The sequence below is a fragment of the Limosilactobacillus reuteri genome (assembly GCF_002254085.1).
Classification (GTDB): domain Bacteria; phylum Bacillota; class Bacilli; order Lactobacillales; family Lactobacillaceae; genus Limosilactobacillus; species Limosilactobacillus reuteri_K.
Map to the genome: position 1 here is coordinate 22,290 of NZ_NGPY01000001.1, position 20,083 is coordinate 42,372.

Genomic DNA, 20,083 nt, shown 5'->3' on the forward strand with positions numbered 1-20,083 from the left:
TATAAAGCGTTTTTTGAATCTATTATAAATGAAAATTAAGGAGAGATCGAACAATGCCAGAACTATCTGCTGATTTATATGGAACTGTTAGTCATAAGTTAGATGCGTTACAGCCATCAGGTATCCGGGAATTCAACAAAGAAGTTTCAAAGATTCCGGGAATTATTAAATTAACATTAGGAGAACCAGACATGGCAACTCCTGAACACGTTAAGCAAGCAGCCATTAGAAGTATTGAGGAAGATGATTCTCACTATGCTCCACAAATGGGAAAGCCGGAATTACTTGAAGCAATCAGTGATTATATTCAGAATACTCGTGATGTGCACTATGACCCACAAACAGAAATAATTGCGACTGTGGGAGCAACCGAAGCCCTCGATGCAACCTTATTTGCAATTCTTAATACTGGAGATAAAGTTGTGGTTCCTACCCCGATTTTCTCCCTATATTTCCCATTGATTAAAATGACAGGAGCAACGGTTGTTCAGGTTGATACTTCAGCAGATAATTTTGTTTTGACTCCAGAAAAACTTGAAGAAGTCCTTGAAGAAGAGGGGAAAGGCGTCAAAGCCGTTATTCTTAACTACCCAAGCAACCCAACTGGTCGTGAATATCCTCAAGAAGTTCTAGCAGGATTAGCGGAAGTAATTAAGAAGCATCATTTATATGCGATTGCTGATGAAATCTATAGCGAACTTGTCTATGGGGTAGAGCACTATTCAATTGCTACCATGATTCCAGAGCGGACGATTTTCATCTCTGGACTTTCAAAATCTCACGCAATGACTGGTTACCGTTTAGGATATGTTGCTGCTCCAGCTGAGATCATGGCTAATATTTCAAAGATGCATGCTTTCTTAGTCACAACAGTAACTAATAACGTTCAAGTTGCCGCAGCTGAAGCACTGACAAATGGTTTGGATGATCCATTAGAATTTCGAAAGATTTACCAGCATCGCCGTGATTTACTCGTTGCCGGTCTTAAGAAATTAGGTTTTGAAATGTTAACTCCTGAAGGGGCCTTTTACCTGTTTGCTAAGATTCCAGCCCAATTTGGAACTGACGATGTTGCCTTTGCAAAGCAGCTTGCTAAAGAAGCAAAGGTTGGAGTAACACCAGGTAGCGCATTTGGTAAGGGTGGCGACGGCTATGTTCGTTTGTCGTATGCTTCCTCTGATAAAAACCTAACAGAAGCTATTAAACGAATTGGTGAATTTTTAGACCATCTTGCGTAAATTAGAAGGAAGTAGGAATAGGACTCCTAAGTGGGTGCTACCTTACTTCCTCTTTTTGTTATAATTAATTTATTAAATAGATAAAGGAATGATTTTTGTGGATGAAAAGCACTTATCAGCACGTCTAGCATGTGTTGCTTCCCTTGTTCCAGCAGGTGCGCGGGTGGCTGATATTGGTTCTGACCATGCATATTTACCAGCCGCATTAGTGTTAGATGGTAAAATTAATTTTGCAATTGCTGGAGAAGTAGTAAAGGGTCCTTATGAAAATGCTGTTCATGAAATAAAAGACCACCAATTAGAAGGCCAGGTTATCCCACGGTTGGCAGACGGCTTAGCAGCGATTGAACCAGCAGATAAAGTTGATACAATTACGATTGCCGGAATGGGCGGGAGTTTGATTGCTTCTATTTTAGAGAAGGGCAAGAATAAGTTAACGGAAATTAAGCGACTTGTCCTTCAACCGAATGTAGGGGAAAGTCAATTGCGTGAATGGTTAATGAATAATCATTACCAAATAATGACCGAAAAAATAATTGAAGAAGACAATCATATTTATGAGATTATCGTTGCGGAGCCATCAGTTGTCCCGTTTAGATACAGTAAGTATGAACTTGATTTTGGGCCATTTTTATTGGAAAACAAAGGGCCTGTTTTTAAGAAAAAATGGCAAGAATATCTTCAACGTGAAGCCCACGTTATTGATCAAATGCAAAAGGCTCAACAGCCACCAGTAAAAAAGATTAATGAGATAAACCAGTTTTTATCACAAGTAAAGGAAGCGATCGCCGATGACAACCGGTAACCAATTAATTGCGCGTTTTGAAAAATTTGCTAATCCGCAACTAGCAGAAAAATGGGACCATGTTGGTCTGCAAATTGGCAATCCAGATCTCCCAATCACTCGCCTAATGACAACTCTTGATGTTCGCCCAGAAGTGGTTGATGAAGCAATTGAGCAAAATGTTGACTTTATTTTTGCTCATCATCCCATTATGTTTCATCCAGCAAAAGATCTAGATACGCGGGATCCGCAAAATGCAATGTACGCTAAACTTTTGGCGAATAATATTACTGTTTATGCAGCTCATACTAATTTGGATACTGCTAATGGCGGAATGAATGACTGGTTAGCAGATCAACTTCACCTAACTAAAACTGTGCCTTTAGTGCCCGCAGGAAATGATCCAATAAGCGGTGAACCGGTTGGAATGGGGCGTGTTGGTGAGCTGGCTGAACCATTAACACCGCAAAAATTTGCAAAATATTGTATGGATGTTTTTGGCATCCGCGGATTACGGTTAATTGTCAACCCGCTTGACCAAGAAAGAGAGATTAAACGTGTTGCAGTACTTGGTGGTGCCGGTCAAGACTTTTATCAACAAGCTCTTGAAGCTGGAGCAGATGCTTATGTCACTGGGGATGTAAGTTACCACTTTGCGCACGATATGATTGCTAATCACCTTGTTGTTATTGATCCTGGACATCATATTGAAGTGGTAGCTGCCCACCAGCTTGCTAACTTAATCACCCAGTGGAAGAATGAAAATAATTGGCAGTTTGAGGTGCTAGAGAGTAGAGTTAATACAGAGCCGTTTATTTTTATTACTAAATAGGTTTTAGATAAGGAGATGCTAATCATGAGTGAGGAAAAGTATGAGGGGTTATTACCACGTTTTTTGAAGTATGTTAAAACTGAAACAAGGTCAAATCCGGATTCGAAAACAATTCCTTCTGATCCTAAAGAAACTGCATTTTTAAATGAATTAAAAGCTGAATTGATATCTTTAGGATTGAGTGATGTTCATATTAATCCACAAAGTTCATATTTGGTCGCCACAATTCCAAGTAATATTGACAAGGATGTGCCAACGGTTGGTTTCATTGCCCATATCGACACTGCAGATTTTAATGCTCATAATGTTAATCCACAGATTGTTGAAGATTACGATGGCAAGTCAGATATTAAGCTTGATAAAGATGGCCAATATGTTTTAACTACTACTGAATTTCCATCATTGAAAAAATATCAGGGCAATACTTTAATTACTACTGACGGGTCTACTTTGCTTGGGGCTGATGATAAGTCAGGAGTAGCGGAGATTATTACAATGGCTGCTTACCTGATGGCTCATCCTGAAATCAAGCACGGAACAATTAAGATTGGCTTAGGACCTGATGAGGAAATCGGTACAGGAGCTGATCATTTTGATGTTAAAGACTTTGGGGCTGACTTTGCCTATACAGTTGATGGTGGCCCACTTGGTGAATTGGAATATGAAACATTTAATGCAGCTCAGGCTGAAATTGAGATTCAAGGAAAAGATGTTCACACTGGAGTTGCTAAGGGAACAATGATCAATGCTATTCAGGTTGCAATTGACTTGCAAAATAGTTTACCAGCACATGATCGCGCTGAACGAACAGATGGACGGCAAGGATTCTATCACTTATACAAATTTGATGGAACTGTTGATCATGCTTCAATGACTTATTTAATTCGTGATCATGATAAGCAAACGTTTATTGAACGGAAGCATTTACTTGAACGGGTTGTTGCTGGCCTAAATGATGAACTTGGTGCAGACCTCGTAACGATGAATCTTTATGACCAATATTACAACTTAAAAGATGCGCTTAAAGACCACATGGAAGTTGTTGAAATTGCGAAGAAAGCTATGGAAAATCTGGACATTAAACCTGATATCTATCCAGTTCGTGGTGGAACGGATGGTTCAACAATTTCTTACAAGGGCTTACCAACGCCTAATCTTTTTGCTGGTGGAGAGAATATGCATTCCCGATACGAATATGTATCACTGCAAACGATGGAACGCGCATTGGACACCCTGCTTGAGATTGTGCGGTTGACTGCGGAAGAAGATAAATAAATTAAAAAGGATCGAGCCATTTTGGACTCAATCCTTTTTAATTAATCTTCTTTTTTACTAGGATTTGCATCTGCGGTAATTTTATCCACACAATTGATAACAATTAATCCCATAATTACAGAACACCAGCCGACAAGGGTATAGTCTGGTGTCATCGATTCTAGTTGACTTGTGATGTAAGCTAGGACCTCACCCAGAATAAGTGCCCAAATACCAGCCACAATATTCTTTGATAAAAAGTTCATGTTGGTCATCCCCTTTGAAGTCATACCATATTCTAGCATATTTATTAATATTTTTGAAAGGGCTGGGTTAATTTCTCTATTTAGTCTGATTTGATATAATTTTATTGAGAGGTGAAATGAAGTGGATTTTACGCCCTTAGATGTTAAGAGTAGTTACAGTTTGCTAAAAAGTCCCACCCGGATTTCTGACTTAGTTACAACAGCTAAGGAACGAGGGTATAAGGCATTAGCGTTAACAGACGAAAATGTTTTATATGGGGCTGTCGAATTTTATAATGCAGCCAAAAAAGCAGGGATTAAACCAATTTTCGGCTTACGGCTGGTAGTTGCATTAAATGAGACGGATGGTACCAAGCTAGATTTGGTATTCCTAGCTAAGAATCAACGAGGGTACCAGCATCTGATGGACTTATCGACGCTTCAGCAAACACGAAAAGATAAAAAAGTACCTTTAACGGTTGCGCAAATTAGTCCTTTATTGGATGATTTATTTATAATTATTCCTCCTCAAAGTACGGTCTTTAGTGTGCTTGCTCAGCCAACATCAATTTTAACTGAGCTTGCTAATCTGGGGAATGATGATAGCGTCCTGTTAGGGGTCAATTCGCGGTTAGATGACGTTCAAATAGATACCTTACAGCAATTATCAAAACAATTATCTTTACCATTAGTAGGAACGTCCCCTGTTGATTATTTAAACGCTAATGATCTTTTTGCTAGTCGTGTTTTACAAGCAATTGATGCCGGCGTTGAGTTAAAAGATCCGACAATAGAAGCAGGGCGAAGAGGACAACATTATCTCCATTCGAAAGAACAGGTTGTCCAAGATTACAAGGCAAAGGGGCTTAGTGCAGCCGCGCAAAAGACAGTTGAAGTGGCAACACTGTGCAACGTTGAGCTTCAATTTAGGGCTCCGGTCCTTCCTCATTTTAAAAATCAAGCAGGGATATCAACGCAACAATATTTACGTTCTCTATGTATTCAAGGATTGAAAAAAAGGCGAGTTGCACCAGGAAAAACTATTCAACAGTACCAAGAACGTTTAGCAATGGAATTAAAAGTAATCCATGAAATGGGCTTTGATGATTATTTCTTAATTGTATGGGATGTAATGAATTTTGCTCACCAGCAAAAGATTACGACCGACCCTGGACGGGGATCAGCTGCAGGATCATTAGTTGCCTATGCTTTAGCAATTACAGAAGTCGATCCCTTACAATACGACTTACTATTTGAACGTTTTCTGAACCCTGAACGAGCTCAAATGCCAGATATTGACTTAGATATTCCTGATAATCGACGTGATGAAGTTTTGCAATATGTACATCAAAAATATGGTCACCAACGAGTAGCCCAAATTATTACTTTTGGGACGTTGGCTGCTAAACAGGTCGTTCGCGATGTGAGTCGAGTCTTTAACTTGCCTCGTTACGATATGCAAAGGTTAATCGATGCTTTGCCGCATGGCCTTCACGTGACACTCAAAGATGCATTAAATGAGTCACAACAATTAAAAAATCTTCTTGACGATAATCCAAAGTTTCGTTTGCTGATTCAAGTCGCACAGCAATTAGAGGGATTGCCGCGGCATTATTCAATTCACGCGGCAGGAATTGTTCTTTCTGAGCAGCCACTACATGAAGTTGTACCGTTGCAGGACGGTAGTGATGGCTTGTTAATGACGCAGTTTGCCAAAGACACAGTAGAAGCCCTGGGGTTATTAAAAATGGATTTCTTGGGATTGAAAAACCTTTCAATCATGGATAATACCCTTCAAATGATTCGGCAAGAAGACCCTAATTTTGATTTACAAAGAATTAACTTTAATGATCCGTTGACTCTCCAACTATTCCAGCGGGGTAAAACTGAAGGGATTTTTCAGTTTGAATCAAGTGGGATTAGAAATGTCTTGGTTAACCTTCATCCAACGAATTTTGAAGATATTGTGGCAGTGAATGCACTTTACCGTCCGGGCCCAATGGAAAATATTCCCCATTTTACCGCCCGCAAAGCTGGAAAAGAGAAAATTGCTTATCCTGCTCCTTCACTTGAAAAGATTCTGGGACCAACTTACGGTATCTTGGTCTATCAAGAGCAGGTAATGCAACTGGCCTCGGTAATGGCTGGTTTTACCTTAGGAGAGGCGGATCTTTTACGCCGAGCAATGAGTAAGAAGAAAAAGGCCACAATGGAGGATATGCGGACAAAATTTATTGCTGGCGCAACAGAACACGGCTATTCAGCACAAGTTGCTCACCAGGTATTTGAATATATTGATCGCTTTGCTAACTATGGTTTCAATCGATCGCATGCGGTTGCTTATTCTATGATGGCGTTTGAGATGGCATATTTGAAAGTTCATTATCCTGCAGCTTTTTTTACTGCCCTAATGAATGCAGAAACTAATATTGAGAAATTGAAACGTCACGTGGGGGATGCAAAGCAATTTGGCGTCAAGGTTAGCGGGCCGCGAATTAATATAAGTGAAAGTAGCTTTCTATTACATGATGGGATAGTTTACTTTGGGTTTTCTGCTATTAAAGGAGTACGTCGTGATTTTGTCGCCGCAATTCTTGAAGAACGACAGGAAAATGGCAAGTTTACAGATCTTCGCAATTTTATTACCCGCATTCCAGAACGTTGGCAAAAGCAAGAATTAATCGAACCATTAATTTATAGTGGGGCCTTTGATAATATGGGATACAACCGGGCCGAGATGATTGACGCCCTTCCTAAATTAATTTCCGGGATTGAGTTGTTTGCCGGTTTTGCTAATTTTGACGATCCTACGCTCCAAACGGCAATCGACCAACGAAACGAATTCCCTCTGTTGACCCGTTTAACGAAGGAGAATGAATACTTAGGAGTATATCTTTCTGGCCACCCGGTTACTCAATATTACCAATTAGGACAGCAGCTCCATGCAACTAAAATTGCTGATTTATACCCGAATTCAGAAGCGACAATAATTGTTCTTACAAATTACGTTAAGACTATTTATACTAAACGTGAACATCGGGAAATGGCCTTTGTTAATGGAACAGATGAGACCGGAGCAGTTGATATTACTGTCTTTCCTAAACAATATCAACAGTTCAAAGAGCAACTAGAAACAAATAAGATCTTAATTGTCAGAGGCCGAGTAGAATATCGGGAGGGAAGAGGCCTACAATTAGTTGCTAATCAATTGCAGGATGTTAAAAAAGTTCAACAGGAGCGTCCTAGTCAACGATGGGTTTTACGAATCTTACCGTCATTGGACACTGAGATGGTGCATCGAGAGTTAAATAATATTTTTAATGAATACCATGGTTCAATTCCTGTCTTGTTGTTTTATCCAGCAAACGATAAGAAGATCTTGCTTGACCAAAAACGATGGTTAAAAAATTCTCAGAAAGCAAAAAAGGCGCTTGCTGCCGTTCTTGGCCAAGAAAACGTTGTCTTACAACAACTTAATAGTAATCACTGAAAGCTCTAAAATTAAATAACAGTTAGAAAAAATAACTAATTTTAGAATGATAGCGCTTTTTTAAAACCTTTTGCATAAAAAATAAAGACACGTTATTTGAAAAGTGCTATCATAACAGTGTGCAAATGAGGCATACAATTACAGATCGTGATTGATGCTATAGATGCAAAAGGAGAGATTCATTTATGAAGAAAACCAAGATTGTAAGTACACTTGGTCCTGCAAGTACTGATGTTGATACGATCGTTAAGTTGATTAATGCGGGAGCTAACATTTTCCGTTTCAACTTCTCACACGGTGACCACCCAGAACACTTGGGTCGGATCGAAAACGTACACAAGGCTGAAGAAATTACTGGCAAGCACGTTGGTCTTATGCTTGATACTAAGGGTGCCGAAATTCGGACTACTGTTCAAAAAGAAGGTAAGATCAACTTTGAAATTGGCGACAAGGTTCGCATTTCAATGGATCCTTCAATTGAAGGTACTCATGACAAGATTGCTGTTACCTACCCAGGCTTATACGATGATACTCATGTTGGTGGCCATGTTCTTTTTGATGATGGTTTAATTGACATGGTTATTGATGAAAAAGACGATGCAAACAAGGAACTTGTATGTCACGTCTTAAACCATGGTGTTCTTGGTTCTCGGAAGGGTGTTAACGCCCCTGGTGTATCAATCAACTTACCAGGTATTACTGAAAAGGACAGTAGCGATATTCGTTTTGGTTTGGAAAACAAGATCAACTACATTGCTGCATCCTTCGTTCGTAAGGCTCAAGATGTTCTTGACATTCGTGAATTACTTAAGGAAAAGAACATGGAAGATGTTCAAATTTTCCCTAAGATTGAATCTCAAGAAGGTATCGACAACTTTGAAGAAATCATTGCTGTTTCTGACGGTTTAATGGTACCTCGTGGTGACATGGGTGTTGAAATTCCTGCCCAAAATGTGCCAATTGTTCAAAAGCACATGATTAAGCGTTGTAACGAATTAGGTAAGCCAGTTATTACTGCTACCCAAATGCTTGACTCAATGCAAGAAAACCCACGTCCAACCCGTGCCGAAGTATCAGACGTTGCTAACGCCGTATTTGATGGTACTGATGCTACTATGCTTTCTGGTGAAAGTGCTAACGGTGACTACCCAGTTGAATCTGTTGCAATGATGAACGACATTGATATCAAGGCTGAAAACCACCTTTGGGAATTCGGTACTGAAAAGTTCGATTGGGATAAGTCTGACGTAACTGAAACTATCGGTTCTGCTGTTGCTAACGCAGCTAAAGACTTAGACATCCACACAATTGTTGCTTACACTGCTTCAGGCTACACTGCTAAGATGATTTCTAAGTACCGTCCTAATGCTGATATTGTTGCATTAACTCCAAACGAACGTGTAGAACGTGGACTTATGATCAACTGGGGTGTTCAACCATACGTTGTTGATGAAATGAAAAACACTGATACAATGTTCGACTTAGCTGCTAAGAAGGCTGTTGAACTTGGCTTTGCTAAGAAAGGCGACAAGATCATCATCGTTGCTGGTGTTCCTTTAGGTGTACCAGGTGCAACTAACATGATGCGTGTTAAGACTATCGACTAATATTTTATAATATTGTCTGCGAAAAGATCGGTCATTGGTAACCGGTCTTTTTTTATACCAATGATAATCATTGATCTTACTAGCAAAATAAGCTTTTACCGTGTAAAATCGATATAGAATAAAAAAGGATAAGTGATAAAAATGAATTCAGCATTAGGAAAAGTTGTTACAGCGGTAATGATTGATGAAAATGATACCGATTATTTTGTTCAACCAGATCGTAATGGGCAAACGTATCGATTACCGAAAAGCGAAAGTCCTCAAGAATTACACATTGGTGGACAGGTACGCGGCTTTGTTTATGAAAATGAGGACCACCAACTACAGATGACCTGTAAGCACATTCCGACGATTCAGGTTGACCATTACGATTATGGTACAGTAGTTAATGTTCGTCGTGATCTAGGAGTTTTTGTTGATATTGGTCTCCCCAATAAGGATATTGTTGTCTCTTTAGATGACTTGCCAAGTTTGAAACACTTATGGCCACAACCAGGTGATCGTTTATTGATGGCCCTTCAGGTTGATGATAAGGACCGTCTATGGGGTAAATTAGCAGATGATCAAATCTATCAAACTATTTCAGCAGCTCCAGATAAACGCCTGCTCAACCATGATACTTATGCCACAGTTTACCGTCTTAAGATGAGTGGAACGTTTGTTATTACTGATGATTATCGTTTAGGATTCATCCATCCAAGTGAACGAGACCAAGAACCACGATTAGGTCAACGGGTTAAAGCGCGGGTTATTGGAATTTCGTCACATGGTAGTCTCAATCTCTCCCTTAAGCCTCGTGCCTACCAAGCTATTGGTGAAGATGCACAAATGATTTTGACAATGTTAGAACATGATATAAATCACCGCTTGCCATACACTGATAAGACGGACCCATCGATCATTCGCGATGTCTTTGGCATAAGCAAGGGGCAGTTTAAACGTGCTATTGGACATTTACTTAAAGAAAAATTAGTAAAACAAGAAAATGGCCAATTAATCCTAGTAAAAGAGAATCAAGATTAATGAATAACGAAGTGGCTGCGTTTTTAGCTTTTTTAAAAGATGAACGACAATTAAGCGATAATACCTTGATGAGTTATCAACGCGACTTAGAACAAACGGTGACTTATTTAGAAGATCGAGGGATTGTCGATTGGCAACAGGTGGACCACTATTTGCTAATTGACCTTCTTAATAGTCTTCGTCAGCAGGGGAAAGCTAATTCAACAATTAACCGTGTGATTTCAAGTTTACGGCAATTTTATAAATACATGATCCGTCACCATAACCTAACCATTAATCCAATGGAAATGATTGATCACCAGTATACCTTTAACCAACCACCTGCACCGGTAATTTTAACTGAAAAAGAAATTGAACAATTGCTGGTAGTTCCGGATGTTTCAACCCCAATTGGTCTTCGTGATCGAGCGTTGTTAGAGATTATGGATGCAACGGGAATGAGGGTTAGTGAAGTAATTGCTTTGGATCTGACAGCACTTCATCTCGACGTTAAGCTTCTACAACTAACGGGAAAGAATGAACGTGAACGAATGATTCCCTTAAGTCAACCAGCAGTTAAGTGGCTTACCGACTACCTAGACCGCGGTCGGCCACGTTTACTCAGAGATGAGCACGAAACGCGGGTATTCTTAAATGCCCATGGTTATCCTTTGACGCGGCAAGGAATTTGGAAAAAAATGAAGGAATGGGTTAGTGAGGCTAAAATCAAAAAAGAAGTTACTCCTCAAACCATGCGCTATTCTTTTGCTGTTCATTTAATAGAAAATGGCGCCGACGTCCAATTAATCCAAGAAATCCTTGGTTATAACGCGATGAAGGCTCTCCAACCATATTTACAGGTTTCGCCGCAACAGTTATCTGCTAACTATATGAAATATCATCCGCGTGCATAGAAAGGAAAATACGATGTTAGTTCGTTATCGAAAAGATTACCAAAAAATCGCCCTAGGTTTATTGTCCTTAGTAAAAAACCTTCGAAAAGATAATCGCTTTATGGAGGAGATGGACTGGGCACTTGCTAATGATTGGCCAATCTTTTTGTGGAAAGACATGGATGATAGCCACTTTATTGGAATTGTGATTCTAGAAACAGGAGATTGTTACGTACTGGTTCGCCGCTTATCATTTACGCCAAGCGAACGATCTGGACATAATATTTTTTCTTTATTAGATGGCGTTCACGACCAATATCCCCATAAACGCCTTATGGGAACCTTAGCAACCCAACCAATAATTAGCATGTGGGAGAGAAATAATGAATAAGCAAGCGCAACCACAAAATCCATTTCAGCCAGTTATAAAGGTTCATGACTTTGAAGGGCCACTAGATTTATTACTTCATTTAATAAAGCAATCTGAAATGGACATTTATGATATTCAGATTTCACAAATAACTAGCCAATACCTAGATTACCTTCACCAGATGCAAAGTCACCAGTTAGAAGTGGCGGGTGAATATTTTGTGATGGCTGCCACTCTGATGGACATTAAAAGCCAAATGCTATTACCTTCGCCGCCAGTATTGGATGATGAGTTAGAAGTAGAAGAGATTGATCCCCGACAAGAATTAGTGGAACAGCTTTTGGAATACCAGCGTTATAAAAAAGCGGCAGACCGGTTAAAAGATAAAGAAAATCTACGACAACAGGAGTATACGCGGCCAGCAATGCAAGTTCCGCGTGAAATGGTGAAATCTCATGTGGAGCTAGGCATCGAGTTAACGGATTTGCAAGAAGCCTTTGCAGCAGTTCTTCGCCGCCACCAATTAGCTACTCCATTGGTTGAAACCGTTGCAGCTGAAAAAGTAAGCGTTGGCCAACAAATGAAGCACGTGATTGAAATTATTCATGATGGACCGGTTAGGTTTGAAGACTTGTTTGAAGATTTACATACTCGCGATGGCTTAGTTACAACTTTTTTAGCAATTCTTGAACTGGCAAAACATCAAGCAATTACTATTAACCAAGGTGGCTTGTTTGAACCAATAATTTTAGCGGAGGGACCTAAGAGTGACGAATACGAAACTAACCAACCAAGCGCAGATTGAAGGGTTACTTTTTATTAGTGGGGATGAAGGAATTACCCTAGGCGATTTAGCAAAAATTTCTGGTTTTATGAAACCGGCTGTTCTAGCAATATTACAAGAGCTAAAAAAGAAGTATGAAGATGATCGCACGTCTGCTTTTATCTTACTTGAAAGTGATCAGACCTATCGTTTAGCAACCAAGCCCCAGTTAGCAGAGGTCATTAAACATTACTTTGAAGTTCCATTAACGGTGCCATTAACTAAAGCATTATTAGAAGTATTGGCCATTGTTGCTTATCGACAACCAATTACGCGACTAGAAATTGACGATATTCGGGGAGTGCAAAGTTCAGGATCATTACAAAAATTAATGGTTCGTGGGTTAGTTGACACTCATGGACGCTTGGATGCACCTGGCCGTCCATTTTTATATTCAACAACCCCGGCTTTTTTAAATTATTTTGGGTTAAGCGATTTAGATGAACTTCCACCGTTACCTGATCAAGATGAATTAGAAATGAGCAATATTAATGGAGATATTTTCCTCGAAGCATTGCAAGCGCGAGAAGAACGAAAGGACGATAATTAATGGAACGATTACAAAAGGCGATGGCAGAAGCAGGAGTAGCTTCTCGTCGGGCGTCAGAAAAACTTATCCTTCAAGGGAAAGTTGCAGTTAATGGCAAGATTGTGACTGAACTTGGCACTAAAGTTGGCGTTCATGATGAGATTGTAGTAAATGGGGTTCCAATCCATCATGAACAACACGTTTACTACTTGCTAAATAAACCGCGGGGTGTTATCTCAAGTGCTCATGATGATAAGGGGCGGCGAACAGTCGTTGATATTATTCATGATGCTGATATTGATGAACGCATTTATCCAGTTGGTCGATTAGACTATGACACAACCGGGATTCTTCTCCTAACAAATGATGGTGCTTTGGCAAATAAACTGATGCATCCTAAATATGAAGTTGAAAAAACTTATGTTGCTAAGGTTGAAGGAATCGTCAAAAATGATGAATTGAAACAATTGCGTTTAGGGGTAGTTATTGATGGTCGAAAGACAAAGCCGGCTAAATCGAAACTCTTGAATGTTGACCGTGCCAAGAAGACAAGTCTTGTTCAATTAACAATTCATGAGGGACGAAACCACCAAGTTAAGAATATGTTTAAAGCAGTGGGACATCCAGTGACTAAACTTCATCGTGAAACATATGGACCATTAAATTTATATGGCCTTCAACCAGGGGAATTTCGTGCATTAAAGCCTGAAGAAGTGCAAATATTAAAGAAAAAGTAAAATTGAATTTGTAAAATAACCCGAGAGGCACTGAGGGGACAAGAAGTATCCAATTTTACAAAAGAACACGGAATAACACGGAAAAAGAGCCAAGCTATAAACGTTGACATGACAGTAAAAGACTATTAAAATAAGACTTGTAAAAATATAAAACGTTTGTCTTCAAGGCGCGGTGAAATTCCCGACCGGCGGTGACAGCCCGCAACCCATTGTTAATGGTTGATCTGGTGTAATTCCAGAGCCGACAGTATAGTCTGGTATAAAGAAGATTTCTGTATTAAATAATCTTTAAATAGTTTATTTGCGTTGCTGACAAACAAATGGTAAGTCAGCAACGCTTTTTTAATACAGGATGCCAAATGGAGACAATCTCAAATGGAGGTTGTTATTAATGACAGTAACGCATCAACGTATTCAACGATTGGTAGGTATAGCATGTTTGGGTGCGCTAGCATTTATTTTAATGTTTTTTGAGTTTCCGGTTTTGCCGATGGCGCCCTACCTTAAACTGGACTTTTCTGATGTCCCTGTTTTGCTAGGGGGTTATATCTATGGGCCATTTGGCGGAATTGTTATCGCAGCAATTAAATGCTTAATTCATGGAATGATCCACGGCTTTTCTCCAGCTGAATTAATTGGAGTTACTAGTGATTTCATTTCATCCCTCGCTCTTCTGCTTCCGTTCTGCTGGGTATGGCGTCATCATAACTGGAGTAAGAAAAGACAAGCGATTACTGGAATTATTTTGGGAACGGTAACATTGACTGTCTTAATGTCCCTGTTGAACCTGTGGATCCTTACGCCTTTATATATGGCGGTTTGGAACTGGAAGTCGACATTACCAGTATCCCAGCTAGTGGCAATTGGTGTGTTGCCTTTTAACATTATTAAGGGTTTGGTTGTTACAATTGTATATATAATTATCGCGGGTCGGTTACGTTCATGGCTAGATCAGCATAGAATGATCTAAAAAGATAAATTAAGAGGCTGAGATTTTTCTTGGCCTTTTATTTTTTGTGGTAGAATTTTTAAATAAATTACGTATATAAATATATAGGGAGGTGAAATCGGTGAATAAATTATTGCGCTTTTTTAGTTATCACCAGCCACGGCGAATTCGTGTAATCGAAAACACTCTTCGAAGCCGACGGACAGTCGCAACCCTCTTTTGGGCTCGACAATATGGAATCTTAGAGTGGTTAGGGGCGGATCGAGCATTGAATCGTCAAGAATATGATCAGCTTATTAATCAACTTGTTGATGATAAATTATTAGTGATTGATGATCAATCCCAAGCAAGTCTTACAGAAGAAGGCGCGAAAGTCTTAAAAAACGAAGAAGAGAGTTTTTACATCCCATCTTTTTATGACTGGTACTGGTTAGCTAATACCCAACGAGTAATTCAACGGCTTTTTTTGGCTATTCAAGTTGTATCAGAATTCTCTTATCATCAAAGAAAATATGTTCCATTGGCAATTCCATATGGTGAAATGATTGCTGTGAAGCAGTGGTTTCGACAAAATTATCATCACGATCTGGTTAAAAGTCTCTACAATGACCTCCATCGGTTTGGTAGCGCGTTAGAAAGTGAGGACCCACGAATGACAACTGACCTTTTTAATGTCATGATTGGTTATCAGCGATCAGGATGGACAATTAATCAAGCAGCCCAAGAATTACAAATAAAAATCAATAATATCCAGTACTTACGTCATGATGAGATGTTAGCAATTAGCGCTTATGCTCGTAATTTCCCTGGTCCACTGCAACAATTGCTTCTTCCATTGATCAATGAGAGTCCACTAAACCGGAGTGCCCAAGTAACATTTGACTTGTATATCCAAGGAAAACCAATTAAATTGATTGCTCAAGAGCGGCGTTTAAAAGAAAATACGATTAAGGAACATCTGTTAGAAGCAGCAATCCTTATTCCTGATAAGCTAGATTGGGATATCCTTTTGCCAGGAAGTAAGCGTGATGAACTTAGTCAATTCTATAAGGGCGAACCGACAGCGTGGAAATTTGACGAGCAAATTGCTAGTTTTTATGAATATCGCCTATATCAAATATTTCAAGGAATAACAAATGAAAAATAAGCAAGAAATTCTAAATGTTTTACAAAGTCATTTTGGCTTTGATGATTTTCGTCCAGGCCAAGAAGAAACAATTAATGCCTTACTGGAAGGAAAAGATACTTTATCGATTCTTCCTACTGGTGCCGGAAAATCGCTTTTGTATCAATTGCCAGCTTATTTATTATCAGGAACGATTCTCATTGTTTCGCCGCTGATTTCACTAATGCAGGATCAGGTTGACCGTCTTCATCGGCAGGGTGAAAAACGAGTTATTATGTTAAGTGGCCAGCTTGTTGGAAAAGAACGTGCAAGTGTCCTCCGCAATTTGAAATCATTTAAATTTGTATTTACTTCTCCGGAAATGCTTGATAACCATCAAGTTTTAACCGCACTTAAGAAAAATAAGGTTGCGTTAATGGTTATTGACGAGGCTCATTGTATCTCACAGTGGGGCCCTGATTTTCGTCCTGAATATTTATTGCTAAAGGAAGTACGGCAACAATTAGGATCGCCGACAACATTGCTGTTGACAGCAACTGCTACTCCCCGTATTCGGCAGGATATTTTGAAAAAAATGGGGATGGCGACCGCTTATCAGGTAATTAAATCCGTTGACCGTCCTAATATTTTTTTAGCTGGTCAGTCTGTAGCTACGCAAAAGGAAAAAGATGGTGAACTACTGAAACTGATTCAAAAATTTACTGGTCCTGGGATTATTTACTTTGCAAGTCGCAAGCTGGCTTCTCAGATGGCAGAATGGCTTGAAAATCAAACTGACTTAAATGTAGCAGCTTACCATGCTGGCGTTGCACCGATTGAACGATTTCGGATTCAAAATCAATTTATGAATAATGAATTACAGGTAATTTGTGCAACAAGTGCCTTTGGGATGGGGATTGATAAAAATGATATTCGTTACGTCATTCATTATCATTTGCCGAGTAATTTAGAAAATTATTTACAGGAAATTGGTCGGGCTGGTCGTGATGGTAAGCAGAGTTTGGCAGTGCTTCTATATGCAAATGGCGATGAAATGATTCAACGACAATTAACAAGCGTTGATGTTCCACCCGTTACAATCCTAGAGCAGATTAAGAATGGTAAGTTGTCAGCAAATATCTTGGGAGAGCAAGCATCTTTATTTGAATTTTATCTTGAACATTCTTTTACACCTCAGCAAATAATTGCGATGTTTGAGCGACGTAAAATTCAAACAGAAAAAGAATTACAAGAAATGGTTGCTTATATCAAAGTGGACGGTTGCAAACGAGAATATCTTTTAACATACTTTGGTGAGAAATTTGATGGTTCAAATGAGTTCTGTTGTGATAATGAGCTTTCAGATTGGTCAACTAAACTTGTTTTGCCGATTAGTCAGCCGATTCCTAAAAACAACAAAATGGGATGGGAAAACCGCTTAAAAGCCCTATTAAATATTACCGAAAATTAAAGTTTAGCGTTGTTGCTAGACAATCATCAAAAGTTTGCGATACAATCAGAATGTTAATTCTCAAAATAAGGAGGCATGATTACTTTGAGTGAGGAACGGAAAGAGAGCCGACGAGCTAATGATGAATTATGGGATAAAAAGTTTACAGATAACGAAGACCTTGATAGTGACGGCCATTTATCACGAACGGAACACCGTAAGCAACGATCGCATAATTCAATGATTACTACGATCTTAATCGTGTTAATTATCGTTCTCGCCGCTACACCACTTATTTATTGGATTAATAATAAACAGTCCTTTAATCATCCGGCGAGAACCGAACAAGTAGCCGCTAGTTCTGAAAATAGTAAAAAAAAAGAATCTTACAGTTCGAGTACCTCTAGTGAGCATTCAAAAAAAGAATCTAGTGTAAGTAGTAGCGAATCCTCTTCTTCAAGTATTGAAGAATCAAGTTCGACGCAAACCAGCCAAAGTTATAGTGCTCCGCAAAGCAGTAGTAGCTATTATCGATATAGTAGTAGTTATCGTTACGGTAATGGATATCAAAACCGGACTACCCCTAATCGTTATAGTAGTTATCAGCAACGTTATAACAATAACCAGACCTATAATCGCTACAATAATAATACAGAAAATACAAACCGTTATCGTTAAAAATAGAGCATTAGTAGTAATTTTCTGATAAAGTAGTGTATTGGATTGAAGATAGAGGAGTGAATAACTAATAATGTATAAGGGATTGCAAGTAGCAATTGATGGTCCGGCCTCAGCAGGAAAGAGTACGGTCGCCAAATTAGTAGCAAAGAAGTTTAATTATGTCTATTGTGATACTGGTGCAATGTACCGAGCAGTTACATTAGAAGTGTTAAATAAGGGCATTGATCCTAAAGATGATAAAAGGGTTGCTGAAATTGCTCGGCAAATAAAAATAGATTTTGAACCGGGTGAAACTGAACAACGAGTTTTCTTAAATGGCAAAGAAGTTACTCATGATATCCGGTTGCCGAAAGTAGCCGCAAATGTATCTGCTGTGGCGGCAGTTCCGGCCGTTCGCGAAGAGATGACGAAGCAACAGCGACAAATTGCTGAAAATGGTGGAATCGTGATGGACGGACGGGATATTGGTACGACTGTTTTACCGCAAGCACCAGTAAAAATATTTATGGTAGCGAGTGCCTATGAACGGGCGCGACGTCGATATGTTGAAAATCAGGCAAAGGGAATTAATACCACGTCGCTTGAAGAATTACAAAAGGCAATTGAATTAAGGGATAAAAAAGACTCAACACGAAAAGTTTCACCTCTTACACAAGCACCTGATGCAATCAAATTGGATACAACAAATATGACAATTGATGAAGTTGTGAGTGAAATCAGTAAAATAATTAAAAAAACACAAGATGAATTAGCCTAAATACTGGAAATGTGAAACAAATTTTAGTAAAATATCTTTTAGAGTTGATTGTTGCAAGGAGGATTTTTTTTAATGGCTGAAAACAACGAAAATAAAAACGATATGTTAGAAGCGCTTGATAGCATTGAACAAGTTAAGGTGGGCGATGTTGTCAAGGGTGAAGTTTTGGCAATCGATGACGATCGTCAAGCTATCGTTGGTATTAAAGATGCAGGGGTTGAAGGTGTCGTCCCTGCTAAGGAATTATCAACCAAGCCAGTTGAAGACATCAATGATGCTGTAAAAGTAGGTGACGAATTAGACTTAGTTGTCATTTCTAAGATCGGTAACGATAAGGAAAATGGTAGCTATCTTCTTTCTCACCGTCGTCTTGAAGCCCGTAAGGTATGGGATGACATTCAAAAGAAATTTGATGAAGGTGAACACATTACCGCCAAAGTCACTCAAGCTGTTAAGGGTGGATTAGTCGTTGATGCTGGAGTTCGTGGCTTCGTCCCTGCTTCAATGATTACTGATCACTATGTTGAAGACCTTAATCAATTTAAGGGTCAAGAACTTGAATTTAAGATTGTTGAAATCGAACCAAGCGAAAACCGTTTGATTCTTTCACACAAGGAAATTATTCAAGCTCAACACGAAAAGGCTGCTGAAAAGGTATTTGCTGAATTACAACCAGGCGATGTTGTTGAAGGTAAAGTTGCACGGATGACTAACTTCGGTGCATTTATTGACCTTGGCGGCGTGGATGGATTGGTTCACGTTTCTGAAATTTCATATGATCACGTTGACAAGCCTTCTGATGTATTGACAGCTGGTCAAGATGTTAAGGTTAAGGTATTAAGCGTTGATCCTGAACGTGAACGGATTTCATTATCCATTAAGCAAACTTTACCAGGACCATGGGATGATATTGAAGAAAAGGCTCCAGTAGACAGCGTATTAACTGGTACTGTTAAGCGCTTAACTAGCTTTGGTGCTTTCGTTGAAGTATTCCCTGGTGTTGAAGGTTTAGTTCACATTTCACAAATTTCACACAAGCACATTGCTACACCTGCAGATGTTCTTAAGCCAGGTCAAGAAGTACAAGTTAAGGTAATCAATGTTGATCCTGAACACCAACGTCTTGGCTTATCAATGAAGGCTCTTGAAGAACGTCCAAAGGAAGACGAAAACAACAATAACAACGGTGAAAACTACCGTGGTCGTCGTCGTTCACGTCGTAACAATAACAACCGGAGCTTCATGAACAACGCTCCAGAAGAAGAAAGTGGCTTCTCAATGGGTGACTTAATTGGTGACAAGCTTAAGGACCTACGGAACTAGTTTCTTAAATTAAT

General features: G+C 39.2%; 19 protein-coding genes and 1 riboswitch. Of the genes, 18 read left to right on the forward strand and 1 reads right to left on the reverse strand.

The window, feature by feature from the left end; translation table 11 throughout:
- Window positions 1-53: 53 nt before the first annotated feature.
- The 4 genes from CBG10_RS00105 to pepT all read left to right on the forward strand — a co-directional run bounded on the left by CBG10_RS00105 (window position 54) and on the right by pepT (window position 4,129).
- Window positions 54-1,238, forward strand: coding sequence for an aminotransferase class I/II-fold pyridoxal phosphate-dependent enzyme (locus CBG10_RS00105; RefSeq protein WP_094511263.1), 1,185 nt, complete (start codon window positions 54-56; stop codon window positions 1,236-1,238).
- Between the two features lie 97 nt (window positions 1,239-1,335).
- The gene (locus CBG10_RS00110) at window positions 1,336-2,043 is read left to right on the forward strand and encodes a tRNA (adenine(22)-N(1))-methyltransferase (RefSeq protein ID WP_318529680.1); all 708 of its coding nucleotides are present in this window, start codon (window positions 1,336-1,338) and stop codon (window positions 2,041-2,043) included.
- Window positions 2,030-2,854, forward strand: coding sequence for a Nif3-like dinuclear metal center hexameric protein (locus CBG10_RS00115; RefSeq protein ID WP_094511265.1), 825 nt, complete (start codon window positions 2,030-2,032; stop codon window positions 2,852-2,854). The genes CBG10_RS00110 and CBG10_RS00115 overlap by 14 nt, the downstream gene beginning before the upstream one ends.
- 24 nt (window positions 2,855-2,878) lie before the next feature.
- A complete protein-coding gene (gene pepT / locus CBG10_RS00120; RefSeq protein ID WP_094511266.1) occupies window positions 2,879-4,129 on the forward strand; it encodes a peptidase T in 1,251 nt (416 codons plus the stop codon).
- A gap of 41 nt (window positions 4,130-4,170) precedes the next feature.
- Here the strand turns inward: pepT and CBG10_RS00125 are convergent, their stop codons facing one another.
- Complete coding sequence (locus tag CBG10_RS00125; RefSeq protein WP_003674260.1) at window positions 4,171-4,413, reverse strand: YjzD family protein; 243 nt, start codon at window positions 4,411-4,413, stop codon at window positions 4,171-4,173.
- 82 nt (window positions 4,414-4,495) lie between these two features.
- Between CBG10_RS00125 and dnaE the strand changes: the two genes are divergently transcribed.
- The 14 genes from dnaE (at window position 4,496) to rpsA (ending at window position 20,069) form a co-directional block, all read left to right on the forward strand.
- The gene (gene dnaE, locus CBG10_RS00130; RefSeq protein ID WP_094511268.1) at window positions 4,496-7,843 is read left to right on the forward strand and encodes a DNA polymerase III subunit alpha; all 3,348 of its coding nucleotides are present in this window, start codon (window positions 4,496-4,498) and stop codon (window positions 7,841-7,843) included.
- Window positions 7,844-8,028: 185 nt separating this feature from the next.
- Window positions 8,029-9,450 carry a pyruvate kinase gene (gene pyk / locus CBG10_RS00135; protein WP_003665875.1) on the forward strand — a complete coding sequence of 474 codons (1,422 nt, stop codon included), beginning with the start codon at window positions 8,029-8,031 and terminating at the stop codon, window positions 9,448-9,450.
- A gap of 141 nt (window positions 9,451-9,591) precedes the next feature.
- Complete coding sequence (locus tag CBG10_RS00140; protein ID WP_094511269.1) at window positions 9,592-10,473, forward strand: CvfB family protein; 882 nt, start codon at window positions 9,592-9,594, stop codon at window positions 10,471-10,473.
- The gene (locus tag CBG10_RS00145; RefSeq protein ID WP_094511270.1) at window positions 10,473-11,366 is read left to right on the forward strand and encodes a tyrosine-type recombinase/integrase; all 894 of its coding nucleotides are present in this window, start codon (window positions 10,473-10,475) and stop codon (window positions 11,364-11,366) included. Before CBG10_RS00140 ends, CBG10_RS00145 begins: the two co-directional genes overlap by 1 nt.
- A 13-nt stretch (window positions 11,367-11,379) precedes the next feature.
- Entirely contained in the window at window positions 11,380-11,736 is a 357-nt protein-coding gene (locus tag CBG10_RS00150) for a hypothetical protein (RefSeq protein WP_019251625.1), read from the forward strand.
- The gene (locus tag CBG10_RS00155) at window positions 11,729-12,520 is read left to right on the forward strand and encodes a segregation and condensation protein A (protein ID WP_094511271.1); all 792 of its coding nucleotides are present in this window, start codon (window positions 11,729-11,731) and stop codon (window positions 12,518-12,520) included. Before CBG10_RS00150 ends, CBG10_RS00155 begins: the two co-directional genes overlap by 8 nt.
- Window positions 12,483-13,088, forward strand: a complete 606-nt coding sequence (scpB, locus tag CBG10_RS00160; protein ID WP_019251623.1) for an SMC-Scp complex subunit ScpB — start codon at window positions 12,483-12,485, stop codon at window positions 13,086-13,088. The genes CBG10_RS00155 and scpB overlap by 38 nt, the downstream gene beginning before the upstream one ends.
- Window positions 13,088-13,804, forward strand: a complete 717-nt coding sequence (locus CBG10_RS00165; RefSeq protein WP_003665881.1) for a pseudouridine synthase — start codon at window positions 13,088-13,090, stop codon at window positions 13,802-13,804. The genes scpB and CBG10_RS00165 overlap by 1 nt, the downstream gene beginning before the upstream one ends.
- A gap of 154 nt (window positions 13,805-13,958) precedes the next feature.
- Window positions 13,959-14,078, forward strand: a riboswitch (FMN riboswitch).
- Between the two features lie 117 nt (window positions 14,079-14,195).
- The gene (locus CBG10_RS00170; RefSeq protein ID WP_094502267.1) at window positions 14,196-14,774 is read left to right on the forward strand and encodes an ECF transporter S component; all 579 of its coding nucleotides are present in this window, start codon (window positions 14,196-14,198) and stop codon (window positions 14,772-14,774) included.
- 100 nt (window positions 14,775-14,874) lie between these two features.
- Window positions 14,875-15,900, forward strand: a complete 1,026-nt coding sequence (locus tag CBG10_RS00175) for a helix-turn-helix domain-containing protein (RefSeq protein ID WP_094511273.1) — start codon at window positions 14,875-14,877, stop codon at window positions 15,898-15,900.
- Complete coding sequence (locus CBG10_RS00180; RefSeq protein WP_094502265.1) at window positions 15,890-17,329, forward strand: RecQ family ATP-dependent DNA helicase; 1,440 nt, start codon at window positions 15,890-15,892, stop codon at window positions 17,327-17,329. Before CBG10_RS00175 ends, CBG10_RS00180 begins: the two co-directional genes overlap by 11 nt.
- 84 nt (window positions 17,330-17,413) lie before the next feature.
- Window positions 17,414-17,986, forward strand: coding sequence for a peptidoglycan-binding protein LysM (locus tag CBG10_RS00185; RefSeq protein WP_094502349.1), 573 nt, complete (start codon window positions 17,414-17,416; stop codon window positions 17,984-17,986).
- A gap of 73 nt (window positions 17,987-18,059) precedes the next feature.
- Window positions 18,060-18,746 (forward strand): (d)CMP kinase, encoded by a 687-nt coding sequence (gene cmk / locus CBG10_RS00190; protein ID WP_094502264.1) that lies wholly within the window; start codon window positions 18,060-18,062, stop codon window positions 18,744-18,746.
- Window positions 18,747-18,818: 72 nt separating this feature from the next.
- Window positions 18,819-20,069 (forward strand): 30S ribosomal protein S1, encoded by a 1,251-nt coding sequence (gene rpsA / locus CBG10_RS00195; protein ID WP_003666049.1) that lies wholly within the window; start codon window positions 18,819-18,821, stop codon window positions 20,067-20,069.
- Window positions 20,070-20,083 lie beyond the last annotated feature (14 nt).

Coding starts and splice junctions, on each gene's coding strand:
- cmk (WP_094502264.1), top strand. CDS start 18,060: ATGTATAAGGGATTGCAAGTAGCAATTGATGGTCCGGCCTCAGCAGGA.
- CBG10_RS00165 (WP_003665881.1), top strand. CDS start 13,088: ATGGAACGATTACAAAAGGCGATGGCAGAAGCAGGAGTAGCTTCTCGT.
- rpsA (WP_003666049.1), top strand. CDS start 18,819: ATGGCTGAAAACAACGAAAATAAAAACGATATGTTAGAAGCGCTTGAT.
- CBG10_RS00180 (WP_094502265.1), top strand. CDS start 15,890: ATGAAAAATAAGCAAGAAATTCTAAATGTTTTACAAAGTCATTTTGGC.
- pepT (WP_094511266.1), top strand. CDS start 2,879: ATGAGTGAGGAAAAGTATGAGGGGTTATTACCACGTTTTTTGAAGTAT.
- CBG10_RS00145 (WP_094511270.1), top strand. CDS start 10,473: ATGAATAACGAAGTGGCTGCGTTTTTAGCTTTTTTAAAAGATGAACGA.
- CBG10_RS00140 (WP_094511269.1), top strand. CDS start 9,592: ATGAATTCAGCATTAGGAAAAGTTGTTACAGCGGTAATGATTGATGAA.
- CBG10_RS00150 (WP_019251625.1), top strand. CDS start 11,380: ATGTTAGTTCGTTATCGAAAAGATTACCAAAAAATCGCCCTAGGTTTA.
- CBG10_RS00125 (WP_003674260.1), bottom strand. CDS start 4,413: ATGCTAGAATATGGTATGACTTCAAAGGGGATGACCAACATGAACTTT.
- CBG10_RS00155 (WP_094511271.1), top strand. CDS start 11,729: ATGAATAAGCAAGCGCAACCACAAAATCCATTTCAGCCAGTTATAAAG.
- CBG10_RS00105 (WP_094511263.1), top strand. CDS start 54: ATGCCAGAACTATCTGCTGATTTATATGGAACTGTTAGTCATAAGTTA.
- CBG10_RS00115 (WP_094511265.1), top strand. CDS start 2,030: ATGACAACCGGTAACCAATTAATTGCGCGTTTTGAAAAATTTGCTAAT.
- CBG10_RS00170 (WP_094502267.1), top strand. CDS start 14,196: ATGACAGTAACGCATCAACGTATTCAACGATTGGTAGGTATAGCATGT.
- pyk (WP_003665875.1), top strand. CDS start 8,029: ATGAAGAAAACCAAGATTGTAAGTACACTTGGTCCTGCAAGTACTGAT.